This window comes from Pseudomonas sp. NFX71 (assembly GCF_048079215.1).
Classification (GTDB): Bacteria; Pseudomonadota; Gammaproteobacteria; order Pseudomonadales; family Pseudomonadaceae; genus Aquipseudomonas; species Aquipseudomonas fluorescens_B.
On sequence record NZ_CP182230.1, the window covers coordinates 2068407 to 2089257 of the forward strand.

The following is a 20851-nucleotide window of genomic DNA, read 5'->3' on the forward strand; positions in this document are numbered from 1 at the left end:
CATTCAAGCTGCTAGCATTGCGTCTGAATCAATCCAGATCAGCCACGAGTGTTCAGCATGCAACTCCCGGACATGAATCTTCTGGTCGCCCTCGATGCTTTGCTCGACGAAGGCAGCGTGGTGGGTGCCGCGCGGCGGATGAACCTCAGCCCGGCGGCCATGAGCCGCACGCTCACACGCATTCGCGAAGCCATCGGCGATCCGATTCTGGTGCGCGCCGGTCGTGGCCTGGTGCCGACGCCCAAGGCACTGGCGTTGCGTGAGCAGGTGCGGGATCTGGTTGAGCAGGCCGCGCTGCTGTTCCGATCTGCCGACGACGTGGAGCTGGGCAGCTTGCGTCGACGCTTCAGCATTCGCGCCAACGATTTCTTTGTAGGCGTGTATGGCGGCAAGCTCTTCGACACGATGGAGCGCCAGGCGCCGCATTGCGAACTGCGCTTTGTCCCGGAGGGCGATGGGGATGACGAAGCGTTGCGTGAGGGACGCATCGATTTGAGCGTCAGCAACAACCGGCCGCTAATGCCGGAAGTGAAGGTGCAGACCCTGTTCTCCACGCACTTTGTCGGCCTGGTGCGCGACGATCACCCGTTGTTTGATGAAGAGATCACCGCCGAACGTTATGCCGGGTTTTCTCACATCAGCATGTCTCGTCGCGGCATCGCTCGCGGGCCGATTGATACGGCGCTTAACGCATTGGGCCTGGAACGACGGGTGGCGGTGATTGCGCCGAGTTTCCATGCCGCGATGTTTGCGTTGCCTGATTCGGATCTGATTCTGCCGGTGCCCAAGGAAGCGCTGCTGAGCGTGCGACGCCTGGGGCTGAAATTGCGTTCGTTTACCCTGCCGATCCCGTTGCCGACCCTCATGCTGACCCAGGCCTGGCACCCGCGCTTCGACAAAGACCCGGCGCATCGCTGGATGCGTGAAACGCTCAAGTCCTGTTGCGACGAGACGTGGCTGGCCGCGCAACCTTGAAGATCGAAAGATCGCAGCCTTCGATCTGACAGTTGCGTGGAGCGCACTTATAACCTGCCAATAAGTTGATTTTCGTCAGCTTCCACGCTTCCTAAAATGCTTCGGTATTCAAATCCCGGAGCTTGCAGTCCATGACTTCCCTGACGGCCCCGGCACCTCTCGCCGCGGCCAGCCACTCCGCCATGACGCCACCGGTCTTCGGCCCGCGGATCATCATCGGTCTGGTGGGCGTGTTGCTGGCGGTGCTGGTGTCGGGCCTCAACGAAATGGTGACCAAGGTCGCCCTCGCCGACATCCGCGGCGCATTGGCCATCGGTTATGACGAAGGTACCTGGCTGGTGGCCAGTTACACCGCGACCTCGGTGGCGGCGATGGCATTTGCACCGTGGTGTGCGGTGACGTTCTCGTTGCGGCGCTTCACCCTCTGTGCGATCAGCGTGTTCACCTTGTTGGGCGTGCTGTGCCCCTTCGCTCCTAACTACGAAAGCCTGCTGGTGATGCGCACTGTGCAAGGCCTGGCAGGCGGTGCATTGCCGCCGATGCTGATGACCGTCGCCCTGCGCTTCTTGCCGGCCAACGTGAAGCTCTACGGCCTGGCCGGTTATGCCCTGACGGCGACGTTCGGCCCCGGGCTCGGCACGCCGCTGGCCGGGCTGTGGACCGAGCATGTCGGCTGGCAATGGACCTTCTGGCAAATCATCGCGCCGTGCCTGATCGCCATGGCCGCAGTGGCCTACGGCTTGCCTCAGGATCCGTTGCGCCTGGAACGTTTCAAGCAATTCAACTGGCGCGGGTTGTTATTGGGTTTTCCGGCGATCGGCATGCTGGTCATCGGCATCCTGCAGGGCAACCGGCTGGACTGGTTCGAGTCGAGCCTGATCTGCGGCTTGCTCGGGGGCGGGCTGCTATTGCTGGTGCTGTTCCTGGTCAACGAATGGTCGCAGCCGATCCCGTTTTTCAAGATGCAGATGCTCGGCATCCGCAACCTGTCGTTCGCCTTGCTGACCCTGGCCGGCGTGCTGGTGATCTTGCTGGCGGTGATCATCATTCCGTCCAGTTACCTCGCGCAGGTTCAGGGTTATCGCCCGGTGCAGACTGCGCCGATCATGTTGCTGGCGGCCCTGCCACAGTTGCTTGCGCTGCCGTTGGTGGCGGCGCTGTGCAACCTGCGCTGGGTCGATTGCCGCTGGGTACTGGGAATCGGCCTGAGCATGCTGGCGCTGTCGTGCATGGGGGGTTCGCAGCTGACGTCGGTGTGGATTCGCGACGATTTCTACGTCCTGCAACTGCTGCAGATCTTCGGGCAGCCCATGGCGGTGTTGCCATTGTTGATGCTCTCGACCGGCAGCATCAGCCCGATGGAAGGGCCGTTCGCGTCGGCCTGGTTCAACACCGTGAAAGGCCTGTCGGCGGTGATCGCCACGGGAATGATCGACGCGCTGACCACGTCGCGGCTGCACTTTCATTCGACCATGTTGGTGGACCGCCTGGGCAACTCGCCGCTGGCCGACAGCGACAGCGTGGGCCTTGCCCATCGGTTGCATGAACAGGCGGTGGTGCTGACGGCTTCGGATCTTTATCTGTGCATGAGCGGCGTCGCCCTGGCGCTGATCCTGCTGATTTTCTGGCTGCCGACGCGGATCTATCCGCCGCGTGCGCCGACTTGAATGCTCCACTGAAACAGAAGGTTTTTATGACGACTCAAGCAACGAAAAAAGTGGCCGTGGGCGTCGCCACCCTGGTGGCGGTCGGCGTGCTGGTTTATTTGCTGGCGCCGGGAGTGTTTGGCAAGCGCACGCAACAGAACACCAATGACGCGTTTGTCTCCGCGGACTTCACCCTGGTGGTGCCCCGCGTCGCCGGGTTCATCAAGGAAGTGCTGGTGGAAGACAATCAGCAGGTCAAGGCCGGGCAATTGCTGGCGCTGATCGATGACCGGGATTTACGCGCTGCCGCTCAGGCTGCCGACGCCGAAACGCTGGTGGCGCGGGCGCAACTGCAAAACGCTCGCGCAACCCTTGAGCGCCAGACATCGGTGATCGCCCAGGCGCAAGCCACGGTGGTGTCGGCCAAGGCGGAAATGGCGTTCGCTGAACATGAATTGAACCGCTACAACCACCTCGCCGGCGTTGGCGCGGGTACGGTGCAGAACGCTCAGCAAGCCCGCACGCGTATCGATCAGGCCCGCGCCCGGTTGGCCAATGCGACGGCAGTGTTGGCGGCGGAACGCAAGCAGGTGGACATCCTCACCGCCCAGCGCGATGCGGCCGACGGTGGGTTGAAACGTGCGCAAGCGGCGCTGGAAATGGCCAGCTACGAGCTGTCCTATACGCGTATCGTCGCGCCGCAGGACGGTATGGTCGGCGAGCGCGCCGTGCGGGTCGGGGCTTACGTGACACCGGGGAGCAAGTTGCTGGCGGTGGTGCCGCTGACGCAGGCGTATGTGGTCGCCAATTTTCAGGAGACCCAATTGACCGACGTGCAACCGGGGCAAGCCGTGCAGGTGCGCGTCGACAGCCTTGGCGGTGAAGCGTTGCGCGGTCGCGTCGAGAGCATTGCCCCGGCGACTGGCGTGACTTTCGCTTCGATCAAGCCGGACAACGCGACCGGTAACTTCACCAAGGTTGTGCAGCGGATTCCGGTGAAAATCGTTCTGGATCCGGGGCAAGTGCTGGCCGAACGGCTGCGTGTGGGGATGTCAGTGGAGGCGAGTATTGATACCGCTGATATCGGTGAGCATGAGGTTGCACAGCGATGAACTTCGTCAATCGCATCCCTTTGTGGCGAGGGAGCTTGCTCCCGCTCGAGTGCGCAGCACTCGCCAATTTTGAGTCTGCTTCGCGGCCCAGCGGGAGCAAGCTCCCTCGCCCCAAGGTCGGTGTTTGTTCAGTAGCGTTGGTGCTGAGCCTCCTGACCCTGAGTGCCTGCACTGTCGGCCCGGACTTTCAGAAACCGCAGGCACCCCAAATCAGCGAATGGTCCAAACCACAAAAAGCCGCCGCCAGCCAAGCCGTCGCCGACACCATGGACGAACGCTGGTGGGAAGTCTTCCACGACCCGAAACTCTCGGCCCTGACCCAGCGTGCCCTGACGGATAACCTTGACCTGAAACTCGCCAGCAGCCGCCTGCAGCAAAGTCGCGCCGCGCGCCAGGTGGTCACCGCGGATCGCTACCCCAACACCGCCGCCACGGGCAGCTACGGGCGTAAGCGCAACAGCGGCGAAGGTCTGAGCGATCCGTCGGGGAACAATGGCCATTCGGCGTTCAATCTGTGGGATGCCGGCTTTTCGGCGTCCTGGGAACTGGATTTCTGGGGGCGGGTGCGCCGCGAAACCGAAGCGGCGGATGCCACGCTGGACGTCGCGGAAAACGACCGGCGCGGCGTGTTGCTGTCGGTCCTTGCCGAGACTGCCCAGGACTACATTCAGCTACGCGGCGTGCAAAGTACGCGTGCCGTCACGGAAGAGAACCTCGACGTCGCCCGCCACAGCCTGAAGCTGTCGCAGTTGCGCCTGGCCGACGGTGTCGCCACCGACCTCGATGTCGCCGAAGCCGCCGCACAAGTCGCGGCCATCGAATCGCGCCTGCCGGCGCTGGAGCAGCGTCAGTCGCAATTGATCAATGCCCTGAGCCTGTTGATGGGCGAACCGCCCCAGGCGCTGCATGCCGAGTTATCCACAGACGCACCCGTGCCACAGACCCCGCGCCAGGTCGCCATCGGCCTGCCGTCGCAACTGGCCGAACGTCGCCCGGACATCCGCCAGGCCGAAGCTCGCCTGCATGCCGCCACGGCGAACATTGGGGTGGCCAAGGGGGATTTCTATCCGCGTATCACCCTGTCGGGCAACGTTGGCTCCCAAGCGATGCAATTGGGTGATTTCGGCTCCTGGGGCTCGCGCGCGTTTGGCATCGGCCCGCAATTCAGTCTGCCGCTGTTCGATGGCGGTCGCCTGCGCGGCGTGCTGAACTTGCGCGAAGCCCAGCAACAGGAAGCCGCCATCGCCTACCAGCAAACCGTGCTGCGGGCCTGGCATGAAATCGACGACCAACTGACTGCCTACAACGCCAGCCAACTGCGCCGCGACAGCCTCGCCGAAGCCGTAGGCCAAAACCGGATCGCCCTGCGCACCGCGCAACAACAGTATGTGGAAGGGGTGGTGGATTTCGTCAACGTCCTCACCGTGCAAGGCGAATTGCTGGCGACCCAGCAGCAATGGGTCGAGAGTTCGACCGGCGTGTCGCTGGCGATGGTCGGGTTGTACAAGGCGTTGGGTGGAGGGTGGGAGTCGGTGTATCCGGTGGGGGAGATGGCGCAACGCAGGTAAAAACTCCCCTCGCCTTGACGCTCACCCACGCTGTCATAGACTCCGCTCATCCGTCAGGGAGTTACGGTTATGCGACGAGTTCGTGTGTGGGTTATGGGATTGACCTTTTTTACGTGTACCGCTCAGGCGCAAACGCCCGTGCCAGACGATCTGTTATTGGACAACGGCGCAGTTGGCAGTAGCAGTTCGGCTGCCAGCACTGAGGCCCGTGGTGTATTGCGGGCACGGGATCAGGCGATGCTCGCCAGTGAGTTGTCCGGGCGGATTGTCGAGTTGCCGTTCAGTGAGGGTGAGTCCTTCAAGAAGGGCGATACGCTGGCGCGTTTTGATTGTTCGGCCTATCAGGCGCAGCTCAATGCGGCGCAGGCGGCCAGCCGGGGAGCCAGTGAGGAGCTGGCTCACAACAAACAGCTGGCGGCGTTGAATTCGGTCGGGCGTTTCGAAGTGGCGCGGGCCGAGGCCCGGCTCAGCGAGACGCAGGCGCAATCCCAGGTGTATCAGGTTCAGGTCAAACGCTGCAGCGTGGTGGCGCCCTTTGACGGGCAGGTCGTCGAGCGAAAGGTCCAGCGTTATGAAAGCGTCGCCGCCGGTGCGCCGTTGCTGGATGTGGTCGACAACCGCACGCTGGAAATCCATTTGCTGGTGCCGTCGCGCTGGATGGGCAAGCTCAAGCCCGGCCAGACGTTCAGTTTTGTCCCCGACGAAACCGGTAAGCCGCTGGATGCTACGGTCAAACGGCTGGGCGCGCGAATTGACGAAGGCAGCCAGACCTTGCTGTTGGTCGCGACGCTACCCACGGCCTCAGGTCTGTTGGCCGGCATGAGCGGTACGGCGCGTTTCGCGGAGCTCAAGTGAACGCTCCGGTCACTGGCGGTGCAGAGCAGGTATTTGCTCGCTTTCTTGACCTTGAACGCCAGACCCGCGCCGCGCGCAATCCGTCGCAACTGGCCTACAGCCTGGTCAATGACGCTCAGGCGCTGTTCGGTTTTCGCCATGCCGCGTTATTGATTGCCGGCAAGGTGCAGGCGGTGACGGGCGTCAGCGCCGTGGACCCGAATGCGCCGTTCGTGGCGTTCGTCGAGCAGGCGGTGGCGCAGTTGTTCAAGGGCGATGTGCTGAAAAAGGCGCGGGTGATTTCGCCCGATCTGCTCAACGAGTCTATCCAGGCGGACTGGCAAAGCCTGTCTCCCGCTCAGGTGTTCTGGCTGCCGTTGATCGATCATCAAGGTGACGTGTTCGGCGGCCTGTGGCTGGCCCGGGATTTGCCGTGGAACCCACCGGAGCAAGTGCTGCTGTCGCAACTCGGCGACACGTACAGCCATGCCTGGCTGGCGCTGCAGCCACGCAAACCCTGGCGATTGCGCTGGACCCGAAAGCGTCAGGTGGCTCTGCTTGCATTGCTGTTGCTCGGGCTGGCGATCCCGGTGCGCCAATCGGTGCTGGCGCCGGCGGAAGTGGTGCCATTGGGTGGCCGGGTCGTCGCGGCGCCGCTGGACGGGGTGATCGCCGAGTTCCTGGTCAAGCCCAACCAGACGGTGAAAACCGGCGACCTGCTGCTGCGCTTTGAGAGCACCACGCTCAAGGCTCAGGCCGATGTGGCCGAACGCGCCCTGGGCGTTACCGAAGCTGAATTGAAGGCCAATTCCCAGCGCTCGTTTGCCGATGCCGAGTCCAGTTCGAAGATTGACCTGCTGGCCGCGCGCGTCGAGCAAAAACGCGCCGAACGGGACTATGCCCGTGAGCTGCTCAAACGCAGCGAAGTGCGTGCCGAGCGCGACGGCATCGCCGTGTTCGCCGACGCCGAGCGCTGGACCGGTAAACCGGTGCAGACCGGCGAGCGGCTGATGGAAATCGCTGACCCGACCCAGGCCGAACTGCGCATCGAACTGGCCGTTGGCGATGCGATCTCTCTGGAGCCCGGCGCGCAAGTCGCGCTGTTCCTCGACAGCGATCCGTTGCAGCGACATCTGGCCCGGCTCGAGCGCGCGGCGTACGAAGCGCAACCCACGGCCGGCGGGCAGTTGGCATATCGACTCGATGCCAGTTTCGATCAGGCGCCACCGCGTATCGGCCTGCGCGGCACGGCGAAAGTCTTCGGTGATCGTGCGCCGCTGGCGCTCTATCTGCTGCGCAAACCCCTGGCCGGTTTGCGCCAGAGTGTGGGGCTGTAGATGAGCCTGCCAAGCCTGCGTGCGGACTTGCAGCTGACCCCCGCTTCACCGGCGCTGGACGGCTCGCCGCGCTGGACCCTGGCCGACCCGGTACGCGGTCGCTATTTCAAACTGGGCGTGGCGGCGATGCGCTTGCTGCGACATTGGTCCCTGGGCGATCCCGAGCAGGTTCTGCACGCCGCCAATCGCGAGCCGGGCTTGCCTTTGGGCGGCAGCGATCTGGAGCAACTGCTGGGTTTTCTGCGCAGCCATGATCTGATCAGTGCCCTCGACCCGCAGCAGCGTGACAGCTACAGCCTGAAGGCCGCCGCCCAGCGTCAGTCGCTGTGGCAGATTCTGTTGCATCAGTACCTGTTTTTCCGGATACCCCTTTGGCGCCCGGATGCGTTTCTCAATCGTGCCTGGCCCTGGCTGGCGCGCTTCGGCCCGCGAGTGCTGCGCTTCGGACTGCCGGCAACGCTGGGCCTCGGGGTGTTTCTGGTGTCTCGGGACTGGCAGCGATTTATCGCGACCTTCCCGCATTTGTTCAGCCTTGGTGGTGCACTGGCCTTTGGCGTGGCGTTGTTTTTTGCCAAGCTGTGCCACGAATTCGGCCACGCATTCATGGCCAAGCGTGCGGGGTGTCGGGTGCAGAGCATGGGCGTGGCCTTCATGGTGATGCTGCCGATGTTCTACACCGACGTCAGCGATGCGTGGCGGGTCAATGATCGGCGTGCCCGATTGCTGATCGGCGCCGGTGGCGTGCTGGCCGAGCTGCTGCTGGCGAGCATCGCCCTGCTGGCCTGGTCGCTGTTGCCCGACGGGCCGGCGCGCACGGCGGCGTTCATGCTCGCCAGCGCGACCTGGATGACCACGCTGGTGATCAACCTCAACCCGTTCATGCGTTTTGACGGTTACTTTTTGCTCAGTGATTTCTGGGAGGTGGACAACCTGCAGGGGCGTGCCTTTGCCCTGTGTCGCTGGCACCTGCGTGAAACCCTGTTCGGCTATGGCGAACCGGCTCCGGAGCCGTTGTCGCCGAGCCTGCAACGACGTCTGTTGGTGTGGGGCTACGGCTCGTGGCTGTGGCGCGCCGTGCTGTTTTTCGGGATTGCGCTGGCGGTGTATCACTTGTTCTTCAAGCTGCTGGGCATTTTCCTGATGCTGGTCGAGCTGGTGTGGTTCATCTTTCTGCCGATCGTGCGCGAGTGGCGGGAGTGGTGGAGCCGGCGCGATCAAGCCTATGCGCCGCGGGTGTTGTTGAGTGCGTTGGGGCTGCTCGCCTTCGTGCTGTTTCTGGCATTGCCCTGGCGCAGTGCGGTGGAGTTGCCTTCGATGCTCGAGGCAGGGCGGGTCAGTGCGTTGCATGCGCCGGTGGCGGCGCGGGTCAAAGTGGTGAATGTGCACGATGGGCAAAAGGTCGCTCAGGGTGATGTGCTCATCGAACTGGAATCGCCGGACCTGGACTCGCGCCAGGCCATCGTGCGCCGTGAAATCCAGATCCAGCAATTGCAGATGCGCCGGCAGGCGAGTCGTAGCGAGACCGCGGCGGACGCGGGTATTGTCGAGCAGCGCCTGGCTGAAGCGGTGGCCGAATACCGTGGGTTGGCGGCCCAGCGCGAACGTTTGCTGCTGCGCGCGCCCCATGCCGGTAGCGTGCGTGATCTGTTGCCGCAATTGGCCGTCGGCCGCTGGCTGGCGACCAAGGAACCGCTGGCGCGGGTGGTGGAGGAAGGCGTGCGGTTGCGTGGCTATCTGGCCGAGGCCGAGTTGTGGCGTGTTGCGCCGGGTGCTCGCGGGCGGTTCATCGCCGATGACCCGATGCACTCGGCGATCGCTGTGCAACTCATTGAAGTCGACACCAACGGTGCGGCCTATGTCGATCAGGAAGCGCTGACGTCCGACCACCACGGGCCGATTGCCGTGCGCCGGGATCCGCAGCAGCGGGCCGAGCCGGTGCAAGGGCAATATGGTGCGCGTATGAGCAGTCTCGATGAGGCGCCAACACCTGTGCAACCGTTGCGCGGCGTGGTGGTGTTGCAAGGGCGCGGCGAATCGGTGCTGGGTGTTGCATGGCGGCGCATGGCCGCGCTGGGTGTCAGGGAAAGCGGTTTCTAGGGAGAGCAGCGATGGCGAATACGGACTCCGTGGCGGTCGAGGGTTTGGTGGTGCGACCGTCGCGAACCAGCGATGGGCCTTTTCTACACAGCCTCTATCAGTCGGCACGAGCGGACCTGCAATGGATCGACGGCGAGCGAGAGGTCGTCGAACACGTGGTGTCCCAACAATTCCAGGTACAGGAACAAGGGCTGGAGGAGCACTTTCCCAATGCCATGCACTACGTGATCGAGAAGCTCGGCACGGCCATCGGCGCGTTGACCACCGACTTTGGCCCCAATGAAATTCGCGTGCTGTACCTGGCGTTTCTCCCGCTGGCTCGCGGGCAGGGTTACGGTCGTGCAGTGCTGCAAGGCGTGCAAAAAGCCGCGCAGCAGATTCGCTGCCCGGTGGCCACGGTGGTCTGGGCCAACAATACCCATGCGCGCCAGCATTACCTGGCGCTGGGGTTTCAGGTTGTTGAGCGTAATCCGGCGGCGGAGCGGTTGGTGTGGTATCCCGTCTAGGCCTGTCGGCCTTTTCAGTTTTTCAGTTGAATGCGATGCAGAAGTAACCCAAGCCCGGATCGCGGCCCATGGCGGGGACCCGGGAGACAAAAATATCCTCCACTTGGCCCAGTGCCGGTAACTCCAGCGCGCACAATCCATCGACGAACTCCGTGGCTTGCAGGCTGTTGAGCTCGACTCGGAACGGCATGCGCTCGCTGTTTGGCATCCGCGATCGAGGCGTTTCCACCAGGCTTTCGATATGGATCGGCAGCTCGCTGCCATCTGGCAGCCGCAGCGTGCGAGTCTTGCCCAGCAGCGTCTGGAAATGTTGGTGTTGAACCTGTTGCAGCATGGCGTCACTCCCAAAAATGAAAGTGACCGGGGGGTGAATCCCCCCGGCCGAACCTCAACCGCGCGAAGGGAAAAGCCCCTCGAGGGCAATGCTGAAGTTGAGCACCAGGAACGGGTTCATCGTGTCCATGGGCAGGCCGTTGCCGGCCGACGAGATTTCCCCGGTGACCGTCGTGGCTACACCCTTGAGGGGTACGGCCGCAGCACCTTGCTGATCGGAGTAGATGCTCGCCGAGCCCGGTCCGCCGCCCGAAGCGCCGATGTACGAGTTGGTCGCGGTGGGAGTGGTGACCGGGTTGCTCGCCGGGCTGGCCAGTTGCAGGGTGGTGGTGGCCGTCAGCCCGGAGAGGGCGTGGGTGTGATTGGGCAGGTTGGTGATGGTCGCGGTGACGTTCTCGGTCCCGGAGAATTCGCCGATGACCCGTGGGGTCAGGTTCAGCCCGTTACCCATGCAAACAGGCATTCGGCCTTGCAGGTTGGGCAGCATGAAATTGGTCGAGCCATTGCCGCCGAAGTTGACCCCCAGCAGCGCGAACAGTGCGTTGTATTGCTGGACGGAAAGCGTCTGGCCATTACACAAGGCCCAGCCGCTGGGCGCGTAGTTAAAGGCGAAAGGCTGAATTGTGCCGATGAATACTTCCATAGTTCCTCATCCCTCAGGTTAGTTGTCTGGCGCGCTGCAAGGGTGGCCCGGACATCCAGGCCCATCGTTGCAATCAGCCGACTCCATTCATTTCCCTGGCTGAGTCACGCCAAGCCAGAGCGTAGTTGATGCGCATCACGGCCGAATGTCGTTGGTCGCAAAGCCAGCATCGACGACGTCCGTGCGCCGTCCTACAGTGTTCATCAGGTGTTGTGGTCGGGGGCTCGTTTCAGGGGGAAGCAATGGAGGCGCGCAGAGAAACACCGCTTGGCGGCACCCAGGAGCCGCACGCAGCGCCCGGCGTCTGGGCAATGGTTCAGCGCTGGTTGCGATGGGCGCAGGAGCATTGGCTGTTGCCGATCCTGGCATTGGCGACGCTGGTGCGTTTCTATGACCTGACGGCGGCGGCCATCTGGGGCGACGAAGGGTCCAGCCTGCTGCTGAGCCGGTTTTCACTGACCGATATCTGGGTACACGCGGCGCACGACGTGCATCCACCGCTGTATTTCCTGCTGCTGCATGGCTGGGTCGAGTTGTTCGGCGAAGGCATTTTTTCGATCCGCAGCCTCAGCGCCTTACCTGGCATCGCCACGGTGTGGCTCGGCGTGTGGCTGATGGACTTGCTCGCCACGCGCCGTGCGGCGTTGCTGGCCGGTTTCCTGTTGGCACTGTTGCCCACGGCAGTGCGTTACAGCCAGGAAGTGCGCATGTATTCGTGGCTGGGGTTGTGGCTGGTCGGCGCCACGATTGCCTTGGTCTACTGGATAAGAAACCCGCATCGCACGCGATATCTGGTGGCGTATGCGCTGTTGATGACTGCCGCGTTCTACACCCATTACTTCGCGGCCCTGTGCGTGTTGTGCCACTGGTTGTATCTGGGGGTGATCCGCGTACAGCCGGGTTATCGATTGCGGCATATTCAACGCCCCGCTTGGTGGCTGGCTAACGCGGCGATCGTGTTGTTGTTCCTGCCGTGGATGCCGAGCCTGATCGATCTGCTCCAGCACATGGATCAGCTCAAGGCCAATGGCGACGTGGGTTGGGAAACACCGGTCACGTTCGGCTCGTTGCCTTCGATGGTTTGGTCGTTCCTGATCCAGGACGATGGAGAAAACCTGCCGACGCTGCTTTTCATCGCACTGCCGCTGGCGTTGCCGGTCATTGCGGGCGTGGGGGTGGCGCGGGACCGCAGTGTCTTTCGTGGCAGTGTCCTGCTGGCGATCTACACGGCGTTACCGTTGTTGCTGGTGTTCGGGGTGTCGTTTATCACACCGGTGTTTATCGAGCGCTACCTGACGGCCTATGCGTTGGGACTGCCGATGATTATCGCGTTGGCGGTTGATCGACTGTATTCAGGTTTTCGGGTTCTGGCCGTGACGGTGTTGGTGCTGTTCGTCGGCGTTGAGCTGATGGGCCTGAAGAACAACGCCACGGTGGACACCCGTGATCAGATCAACGTCATGGTCGATTACGTCAACCAGCACTTCATGACCGGTGACCGGATCGTCACCAGCGATATGCTCTGGTACCTCAGTTACGTCTATTACAATCGCACCGACACCCAGCCGTTGCTGTACACGCCGCCATTGCCCAATGGCGTTTCGAGCCGGCCGAATGCCTATGGTTTCGGCACGTTGGTGACCCGGGACACATACCTCGACAGCCTCGACAGCTTGCCCAAGGGCAGCGGTCGGGTCTGGCTGATCGGCACCGTCGATGCGCCGGACGAGTTCGCGCCGTTGCCCGCCGGCTGGCAGCGTGTTGGCGAAACCCAGGCGGGCGGCGTCAATGCGCGCCTGTTCGTGCGGCAATGAGGCTGTAACGAAAGTTGCAGTTTCCCATCGGCTTAGCTTCGATTTGATATCAAAGCATCGCCGCTCATAAAGCCATTCATGGTCTACGCTCCGTCATACATAAAGGACTTATGATCAGGGGTGAAGGGATTGCACACATTCCATTTTATTTCCGGCTTGCCGCGCTCGGGCTCGACCCTGCTTTCTGCGATCCTTTTGCAAAACCCGCGTTTCCATGCCGGCATGACCAGCCCCGTTGGCGCGCTCTTTTCCGGTGTCCTTGAACAGTGCAGCGCCGGCAGCGAGTTCGGCGCGGTGATCGACACCGATATGCGCCGCCGTCTGCTTCGCGGCCTGTTCGATTCCTATTACGCCGACAAGGCTGACAAACCGGTGGTGTTCGACACCAACCGCTTGTGGAGTTCGCGCCTGCCGGCGATCAGTGATTTGTTCCCTCAAGCGAGGGTGATTGCCTGTGTGCGCAATGTCGCCTGGGTCATGGACAGCATCGAACGTCTGTATCGCGCCAACCCATTCGAAAACACCAAGCTGTTTGGCGATGCGGTCGAACGCAATACGGTCTACAGCCGCTGCGAAACCCTGGCCCAGCGCAATCGCCTGGTCGGTTTTGCCTGGGCTGCGCTCAAGGAAGCCTATTACGGCGAGCACGCCGACTCGCTGCTGATCGTCGATTACGACCTGCTGACCCAGGCGCCTGACCGGGTGATGCGGCTGGTCTACGACTTCATTGGCGAACCCTGGTTCGAGCACGATTTCGACAACCTGGCGTATGACGCGCCGGAGTTCGATCAAGCCTTGGGTGTGTCGGGCCTGCACAAGGTCAAACCCAAAGTCGAGTTGCAGTCACGGCGCACGATCCTGCCGCCGGATTTGTTCAAGCAGTACGCCGAATTGTCCTTCTGGCTCGACGGCTCAGCCAGCGCCGCCAATGTCATTCGTATGAAAGCCGATGCCGCGATCAGTTGATCGCGGCGTTTTCGTTTACGCAGCAAAAACGTTCGAGTCCGGGTGAGCAACATGTGGTGGAGCAACGGCAAGTCGCGGGTAACCCAAGGCGCACGAGCGCTGGCCTCGCCAATGATCATGTCCCTGGAGCCGCGCATGCTGTTCGACGGCGCGGTCGCAGCCACCGTGGCCGATACCGCCCAGGCTGACAGCCACACAACGGCTGACGCGGCGAAACCACCGGTCGCCGAGAAACCGGTCGCCAGTCAGGACACCCACGGCCAGGCCGACGCCACCCCCGCGGTGGCGCCCGTTGCCGTGCCGGGACAGAGCGTGGTGTTCGTCGATTCCCGGGTCAAGGATGCCGACAGCCTGCTCAAAGGCGTCGCCCCCGGCACCCAGGTGGTTCAACTCGACGCCACCAGGGACGGCTTGCAGCAGATTGCCGACTATCTGGACACCCATCAGGGCATCAGCTCGGTGCAGATCATCGCCCACGGCAATGCGGGCGATTTGTGGCTGGGCAACAGTTACCTGTCGGCCGACAACGTCGCGGCCCGCAGTGCGGTGCTGGCGGAAATCGGCAAGGACATGAACGTCGGTGGCGACATCATGATCTACGGCTGCTACACCGCCGAAGGCGAACGGGGTTTGAGTTTCGTCGACTCCCTGGCGCAACTGACCGGTCGTGATGTGGCGGCGTCCAGCAACCGCACCGGCGTGGGCGGCGACTGGGATCTGGAGATCGCCACCGGCACTATCGAAAGCGCCAACGTGCTGTCGACAATGGCCATGACCGACTATCAGTGGGGCCTGGCCACCTGGACGGCCACTAACAATGGCAACACGGGCGTCGGCTCGTTGCGTGCCGCGATCGCTTCGGCGCAGAACGGCGATACCGTCACCTTCAATGGCAGCATGACGGTGCAACTGACCTCCGAACTGCTGATCAACAAAAACATCACCGTTGATGGCGACTTGAACAATGACGGTGCGGCGGATGTGATTCTCGATGGCCAGTACCGGACCCGGGTCATCGAAGTGACGTCTGGCAGTACCGTGACGCTCGATGGTCTGGTGATCACTCGTGGTCTGGTAACGGGCAACGGTGGCAATGGTGGCTACGGTGCCACGGGCGCGATGGCCGGGGGGATTTTCAACGCCGGGATCCTGACCCTGAAAAACGTGACCGTGACCTCCAACGCCGCTTCCGGTGGCGGCGGTGGCGGCGGGGTGACGGGGGCGTTTTACGGCGGTGGCGGTGGCGGTGGTGGCGGTCTGGGTGGCCAGGGCGGCGGGCATGGCGGTTCGGCCGGGCCAGGCACCGGCACATTGGGCGGCCAGGCGGGCAGCGGTGGCGCTGGCGGTTACGGCGGCGGTTATGACGCGACCCACATGGGCGGCCGCGGCGGTACCAGCACGGGCGGGGCTGGCGGGGTGGGCGTTTCCTATTACAGCAACGGCGGTAACGGTGCGACGGCCACCAATGGCACGATTTCCATTGGCGGCGGTGGCGGCGGCGCCGGTTGGGACAAGGTCGGTGGCGCGGGCGGTAACGCGGTGGGCGGGATCTATAACGCCAGCAGCGGCGCCATCACCATCGTCGGCACGTCGACCATCAGCAACAACATCGGCGCCGGTGGGGGCGGTGGCGGTGGCGGTGGTCAAGGCAGCAATGCCAGTAATGGCGGCATCGGTGGCCGAGGCGTCGGCGCGATCTGGAACAAGGGCACTTTGCTGATCACCGCCGCCAACTTCGCGGCCCTGGCCGGTAATGCCGCCGGCAGTGGTGCCGGTGGCACTGCGCAGGGCGGTGGGACAACAGGCACCTCGCCGACCTCCGTGGCGACCATCTACAACGATGGCGGCATACTCAACACTGCGTATGCGCCGCCGCCGACCGCAACCATTGTGGTCGCCGATACCACGTTGAGCATCGGTGAAACGAGCCTGGTGACGATCACCTTCTCCGAAGCAGTGACCGGTTTCACCAATGCCGACCTGACCCTCACCAACGGCACCTTGAGTGCGGTCAGCAGCAGCGACGGCGGTATCACCTGGACGGCAACGTTCACGCCGACCGCCAGTATTTCGGACACGACCAACGTCATCACCCTCGACAACACCGGGGTAATCAACGGTCTGGGCACTGCAGGCGTCGGGACCACCAGCTCCAATAACTACGTCGTCGACACGGCGCGGCCAACCGCCAGCATCGTATTCACCGATACGGCCCTCAAGGTTGGCGAAACGTCGTTGGTGACCATCACCTTCAACGAAGCGGTCACCGGTCTCACCAACGCCGACCTGACGATTGCCAACGGCACGCTGAGTGCGGTGAGCAGCAGCGATGGCGGCATCACCTGGACGGGGACCTTCACCCCGGCGGCCAGCATGACTGACGCGACTAACCTGATCACCCTGGACAACACCGGGGTCAGCGACCTGGCAGGCAACGCCGGTAGCGGCACGACCGATTCCAGCAACTACGCCATCGATACGGTGCGGCCAACCGCGACCGTCGTGGTGACGGACACGGCACTGAAAATTGGCGAAACCTCGCTGGTGACGATCACCTTCAGCGAAGCGGTCAGCGGTTTCACCAACGCCGACCTGACCCTCGCCAACGGTACGCTGACCTCGGTCAGCAGCAGTGACGGCGGCATCACCTGGACTGCCACATTCACCCCGAACGCGAGCATCAACGACACGACCAACCTGATCACCCTGAACAACACCGGGGTCAGCGACCTGGCGGGCAACGCCGGGAGCGGCACGACCGATTCCAATAACTATGTCATCGATACACTCCGGCCGACCGCGACCATCGTGGTGGCGGACAACGCGCTGAAAATCGGTGAGACCTCGCTGGTGACCATCACCTTCGCCGAGGCGGTGAGCGGTTTCACCAACGCGGACCTGACCATTGCCAACGGTACGCTGACCGCAGTGAGCAGCAGCGACGGCGGCATCACCTGGACGGCGACTTTCACGCCAACTGCCAGCATCACTGACACGACCAATCTGATCACCCTGAACAATACGGGTGTCAGCGACCTGTCGGGTAACGCCGGCAGCGGCACGACCGACTCCAACAACTACGCCATCGATACTGTGCGGCCAACAGCAACCATCGTGGTCGCGGACACGGCGCTGAGAATCGGCGAAACGTCGCTGGTGACCATCACCTTCAGTGAAGCGGTGAGCGGTTTCACCAATGCCGACCTGACCATCGCCAACGGTACGCTGACGGCGGTGAGCAGCAGCGACGGCGGCCTCACCTGGACCGCAACGTTTACCCCGAGCGCCAGTATCAACGACACCACCAATCTTATTACCCTGAATAACACGGGAGTCAGTGATCTGTCGGGTAACGCCGGCAGCGGCACCACCGATTCCAACAACTACGCCATTGATACCGTACGCCCGACCGCCACGATTGTGCTGGCGGATACGGCGCTGACCGCAGGCGAAACGTCGCTGGTGACCATCACCTTTTCCGAAGCAGTGACCGGTTTCACCAACGCCGACCTGAGCATCGCCAACGGCACGTTGACGGCGGTCAGCAGCAGCGATGGCGGGATTACCTGGACCGCCACGTTTACCCCGACAGCAGGCATCATCAGCGCGACCAATGTCATCAGCCTGGCGAACACCGGCGTGGCCGACCTTTCGGGTAACACCGGCAGCGGGATCAGCTCCTCGGGCAACTATGCCATCGACACCGCTCCACCGACCGCGACGATCGTGCTGGCCGACAATGCCCTGAGAATCGGTGAAACGTCACTGGTGACGATTACCTTCAACCAGGCCGTGACCGGTTTCACCAACGCCGACCTGAGCATTGCCAACGGCACGTTGACGGCGGTGAGCAGCAGCGACGGCGGTATCACCTGGACCGCCACGTTCACCCCGACCGCCAGCATTACCGACACGACCAATCTGATTGTCCTGGACAACAGCGGCGTGCAGTCCGCCGCCACCGGCAACGTGGGGAGCGGCACTACCGATTCCAACAACTACGCGATTGACACCGTGCGCCCGACGGCAACCGTCGTGGTCGCGGACACGGCGCTGAGAATCGGCGAAACCTCGCTGGCCACCATCACTTTCAGCGAGGCGGTCAGCGGTTTCACCAACGCGGACCTGACGATTGCCAACGGCACGTTGACGGCGGTGAGCAGCAGCGACGGCGGCCTCACCTGGACGGCGACGTTTACGCCGAGCGCCAGTATCAACGACACCACCAACCTGATCACCCTGGCCAACACCGGCATCAGCGACCTCTCGGGTAACGCCGGCAGCGGCACCACCGATTCCAACAACTACGCCATCGACACGCTTCGACCCACCGCGACCATCGTCCTGGCAGACCCGACCCTGAGTGCTGGCGAAACCTCACTGGTCACCATCACCTTCAGCGAAGCGGTCAGCGGTTTCACCAATGCCGACCTGAGCATCGCCAACGGCACGTTGACCTCGGTCAGCAGCAGTGACGGCGGCATTACCTGGACGGCGACGTTCACGCCAACGGCGGGTGTGAACGATGGAACCAACGTCATCACCCTGGCCAATACCGGCGTGGCCGACCTTTCCGGCAACACGGGCAGCGGCACCACCAACTCCGGCAACTACACGATCGATACCGTGGCGCCGACGGCTACCATTGTCGTTGCCGACAACGCACTGAAAATTGGCGAAACGTCCCTGGTCACCATCACGTTCTCCGAGGCGGTCACCGGTTTCAGCAACGCCGACCTGAGCATCGCCAATGGCACGTTGAGTTCCGTCAGCAGCAGTGATGGCGGCATCACCTGGACGGCAACGTTTACCCCGACCAGCGCCATCACCGACACCAGCAACGTCATTACGCTGGACAACAGCGGTGTGCAAAACGGCTCGGGCAACGCGGGTAGCGGCACCACCGATTCCAACAACTACGCCATCGACACCGTGCGGCCAACGGCAACCATCGTCGTCGCGGATTCGGCGCTGGCGGTGGGTCAAACATCGGTGGTGACCATCACCTTCAGCGAGGCGGTGACAGGATTTACCATTGCCGACCTGACGGTGAGCAACGGCACCCTGAGCAATCTCAGTACCAGCGATAACATCACCTATACCGCCACGCTGACGCCAACGGCGAGCATCACCGATACCACCAACCTGATCACCCTGGACAACACCGGAGTGATCGATGGGGCCGGCAATACGGGCAGCGGTACCACCGATTCCAACAACTACGCCATCGACAGCCAGCGCCCGACCGCTACGATCGTCGTCGCCGACAGCACCCTCAGTGCGGGCGAAACCTCGTTGGTGACCATCACCTTCAGTGAGGCGGTGAGCGGTTTCGACAACAGTGACCTGAGCATCCCCAACGGCACGTTGAGTGCGGTGAGCAGCAGCGATGGCGGTATCACCTGGACCGCTACCTTCACACCGACGGTCGGCATCAAGGACACCAGCAACCTCATCACTCTGAACAATACCGGGGTGGCCGACATTGCCGGCAATACGGGCAGCGGGAGCACCAACTCGGCGAACTTTACGATCGATACGGTGCTGCCGACCGCCACTCTCGTGGTCGCCGACACGGCGCTGAAAGCGGGTGAAACGTCACTGGTGACGATCACCTTCAGCGAAGCGGTGAGCGGCTTCTCCAACGCCGACCTGACGATTGCGAATGGCACGCTCAGCAACGTGTCGTCGACCGATGGCGGTATCACCTGGACGGCGACGTTCACCCCGACGGCGAGCATCACCGACACCAGTAACCTGATCACACTGGACAACAGCGGCGTGCAAAACGCTTCGGGCAACGCCGGCAGTGGTACCACCGACTCCAACAATTTCGCCATCGACACCGCGCTGCCCAGCGCCACGATCGTGGTTGCCGACAATCGCCTGGGCATCGGCGACACCACCACGGTGACCATCACCTTCAGCGAAGCGGTGAGCGGTTTCGACCTGTCGGACATCAGCGTGGCCAACGGCGTGCTGTCGAACCTGATCAGCAGCGACGGCGGCATCACCTGGACGGCGACCCTGACACCGACCGCCGGCATGAACGACGCGACCAACCTGATCGTGCTCGACACCGGTACCGTGCAGGACGCCGCCGGCAACGTCGGTGCGAGCATCGCCATTTCCAACAACTATGCGCTGGACGCGTCCCGGCCGACGGTGAGCATTGCGGTCGCCAACCCGAACATGGGGGCTGGCCAGAGCACGGTGGTGACCTTCACCTTCAGCGAAGCGGTGAGTAATTTCGACCTGTCGGACTTGAGCGTGACCAATGGCGATTTGACCAACCTGAGCAGCAGCGACGGTGGCAAGACATGGACCGCCACCTTCACGCCCGCTGCCAATGTCAGCGACCCGAGCAACTTCATCGCCCTCGACACCAGCAACGTCACCGATCTGGCCGGTAACGCAGGTGACAGCGTGTCGGTCTCCAACAATTACGCGATAGGCATCGTGTCGGTGACCGCGGATCCGCAACTCATCAGCAGCGACCCGGTGACCGTGGCCGATCAACCCAACGTGCCGCTGCAACCCATCGTGTTCACCCCACCCACCGGGGATCTCGGTTCACCGCTGACCTTTGCACCGCTGTTCGAAGACCGGGTTATCGGCAACGGCATCCGGCCGCTGGGCGACATTTTCATGAACAACGGCGCGCTGGCGCAGAGCTTTATCGCCCAAGTGTTCAGCAGCAGCGAAAGCGGCGGCGACGGTGCAGGCCACGGCTTCCTCGGTTTCGGCGGCGGCGATGGCGGGGTGTTCAGCACCAGCACGTTGTCGAGCCTGTTCAATCAGGACGTTGGCAATGAGCGGGATTCGCTGAACTCATTCGGCAGTCATTCGATCAAGGCCAGTGATGTTTCCCAGGGCCTGCGCGGCGTGTTTGGCGCGCCCAGTCTCGTCCAGCAGTTGCAACAGCTCAAAGACACCGAGCAGCGGCAGGTCAACGACCTGGCCACTGCTTTGAAACAGGCCGGTATCAGCGAAATGCAGGCCTGACACAACAATTAAAAC

At 62.8% G+C, this 20851-nt stretch carries 13 protein-coding genes; 11 read left to right on the forward strand and 2 right to left on the reverse strand.

Annotation, left to right across the window (positions count from 1 at the left end; all coding sequences use genetic code 11):
- Positions 1-57: 57 nt before the first annotated feature.
- From ACM1ZW_RS09600 to ACM1ZW_RS09635, 8 genes are all read left to right on the forward strand, one after another.
- On the forward strand, positions 58-975 hold the full coding sequence (locus tag ACM1ZW_RS09600; protein ID WP_017335827.1) for a LysR family transcriptional regulator: 918 nt from the start codon (positions 58-60) through the stop codon (positions 973-975).
- 131 nt (positions 976-1106) lie between these two features.
- Positions 1107-2642, forward strand: coding sequence for an MFS transporter (locus tag ACM1ZW_RS09605; protein ID WP_414879217.1), 1536 nt, complete (start codon positions 1107-1109; stop codon positions 2640-2642).
- Between the two features lie 26 nt (positions 2643-2668).
- On the forward strand, positions 2669-3733 hold the full coding sequence (locus ACM1ZW_RS09610; RefSeq protein ID WP_414879216.1) for an HlyD family secretion protein: 1065 nt from the start codon (positions 2669-2671) through the stop codon (positions 3731-3733).
- Positions 3730-5301 carry an efflux transporter outer membrane subunit gene (locus ACM1ZW_RS09615; RefSeq protein WP_416740447.1) on the forward strand — a complete coding sequence of 524 codons (1572 nt, stop codon included), beginning with the start codon at positions 3730-3732 and terminating at the stop codon, positions 5299-5301. The genes ACM1ZW_RS09610 and ACM1ZW_RS09615 overlap by 4 nt, the downstream gene beginning before the upstream one ends.
- Positions 5302-5370: 69 nt before the next feature.
- Complete coding sequence (locus ACM1ZW_RS09620; RefSeq protein ID WP_031318206.1) at positions 5371-6156, forward strand: efflux RND transporter periplasmic adaptor subunit; 786 nt, start codon at positions 5371-5373, stop codon at positions 6154-6156.
- Positions 6153-7472, forward strand: a complete 1320-nt coding sequence (locus ACM1ZW_RS09625) for an efflux RND transporter periplasmic adaptor subunit (protein ID WP_017335832.1) — start codon at positions 6153-6155, stop codon at positions 7470-7472. The genes ACM1ZW_RS09620 and ACM1ZW_RS09625 overlap by 4 nt, the downstream gene beginning before the upstream one ends.
- Positions 7473-9569 (forward strand): biotin/lipoyl-binding protein, encoded by a 2097-nt coding sequence (locus ACM1ZW_RS09630; protein WP_416740448.1) that lies wholly within the window; start codon positions 7473-7475, stop codon positions 9567-9569.
- Between the two features lie 11 nt (positions 9570-9580).
- A complete protein-coding gene (locus tag ACM1ZW_RS09635; protein ID WP_416740449.1) occupies positions 9581-10075 on the forward strand; it encodes a GNAT family N-acetyltransferase in 495 nt (164 codons plus the stop codon).
- Between the two features lie 22 nt (positions 10076-10097).
- On the opposite strand, the gene ACM1ZW_RS09640 is transcribed toward ACM1ZW_RS09635, so the two are convergent.
- Together ACM1ZW_RS09640 and ACM1ZW_RS09645 are read right to left on the reverse strand one after the other, a co-directional pair.
- Positions 10098-10409, reverse strand: a complete 312-nt coding sequence (locus ACM1ZW_RS09640; RefSeq protein WP_017335835.1) for a DUF6916 family protein — start codon at positions 10407-10409, stop codon at positions 10098-10100.
- A 54-nt stretch (positions 10410-10463) separates the two neighbouring features.
- Complete coding sequence (locus ACM1ZW_RS09645) at positions 10464-11051, reverse strand: phage tail protein (protein WP_017335836.1); 588 nt, start codon at positions 11049-11051, stop codon at positions 10464-10466.
- 242 nt (positions 11052-11293) lie between these two features.
- Here ACM1ZW_RS09645 and ACM1ZW_RS09650 point away from each other — a divergent pair, with 242 nt between their 5' ends.
- The 3 genes from ACM1ZW_RS09650 to ACM1ZW_RS09660 all read left to right on the forward strand — a co-directional run bounded on the left by ACM1ZW_RS09650 (position 11294) and on the right by ACM1ZW_RS09660 (position 20836).
- Positions 11294-12865, forward strand: a complete 1572-nt coding sequence (locus tag ACM1ZW_RS09650; protein ID WP_416740450.1) for a glycosyltransferase family 39 protein — start codon at positions 11294-11296, stop codon at positions 12863-12865.
- Positions 12866-12985: 120 nt separating this feature from the next.
- On the forward strand, positions 12986-13831 hold the full coding sequence (locus tag ACM1ZW_RS09655) for a sulfotransferase family protein (RefSeq protein ID WP_017335838.1): 846 nt from the start codon (positions 12986-12988) through the stop codon (positions 13829-13831).
- Between the two features lie 51 nt (positions 13832-13882).
- Entirely contained in the window at positions 13883-20836 is a 6954-nt protein-coding gene (locus ACM1ZW_RS09660) for an Ig-like domain-containing protein (RefSeq protein ID WP_416740451.1), read from the forward strand.
- The last annotated feature ends 15 nt before the right edge of the window (positions 20837-20851 follow it).

Coding starts and splice junctions, on each gene's coding strand:
- ACM1ZW_RS09635 (WP_416740449.1), top strand. CDS start 9,581: ATGGCGAATACGGACTCCGTGGCGGTCGAGGGTTTGGTGGTGCGACCG.
- ACM1ZW_RS09605 (WP_414879217.1), top strand. CDS start 1,107: ATGACTTCCCTGACGGCCCCGGCACCTCTCGCCGCGGCCAGCCACTCC.
- ACM1ZW_RS09620 (WP_031318206.1), top strand. CDS start 5,371: ATGCGACGAGTTCGTGTGTGGGTTATGGGATTGACCTTTTTTACGTGT.
- ACM1ZW_RS09610 (WP_414879216.1), top strand. CDS start 2,669: ATGACGACTCAAGCAACGAAAAAAGTGGCCGTGGGCGTCGCCACCCTG.
- ACM1ZW_RS09615 (WP_416740447.1), top strand. CDS start 3,730: ATGAACTTCGTCAATCGCATCCCTTTGTGGCGAGGGAGCTTGCTCCCG.
- ACM1ZW_RS09660 (WP_416740451.1), top strand. CDS start 13,883: ATGTGGTGGAGCAACGGCAAGTCGCGGGTAACCCAAGGCGCACGAGCG.
- ACM1ZW_RS09650 (WP_416740450.1), top strand. CDS start 11,294: ATGGAGGCGCGCAGAGAAACACCGCTTGGCGGCACCCAGGAGCCGCAC.
- ACM1ZW_RS09630 (WP_416740448.1), top strand. CDS start 7,473: ATGAGCCTGCCAAGCCTGCGTGCGGACTTGCAGCTGACCCCCGCTTCA.
- ACM1ZW_RS09645 (WP_017335836.1), bottom strand. CDS start 11,051: ATGGAAGTATTCATCGGCACAATTCAGCCTTTCGCCTTTAACTACGCG.
- ACM1ZW_RS09600 (WP_017335827.1), top strand. CDS start 58: ATGCAACTCCCGGACATGAATCTTCTGGTCGCCCTCGATGCTTTGCTC.
- ACM1ZW_RS09640 (WP_017335835.1), bottom strand. CDS start 10,409: ATGCTGCAACAGGTTCAACACCAACATTTCCAGACGCTGCTGGGCAAG.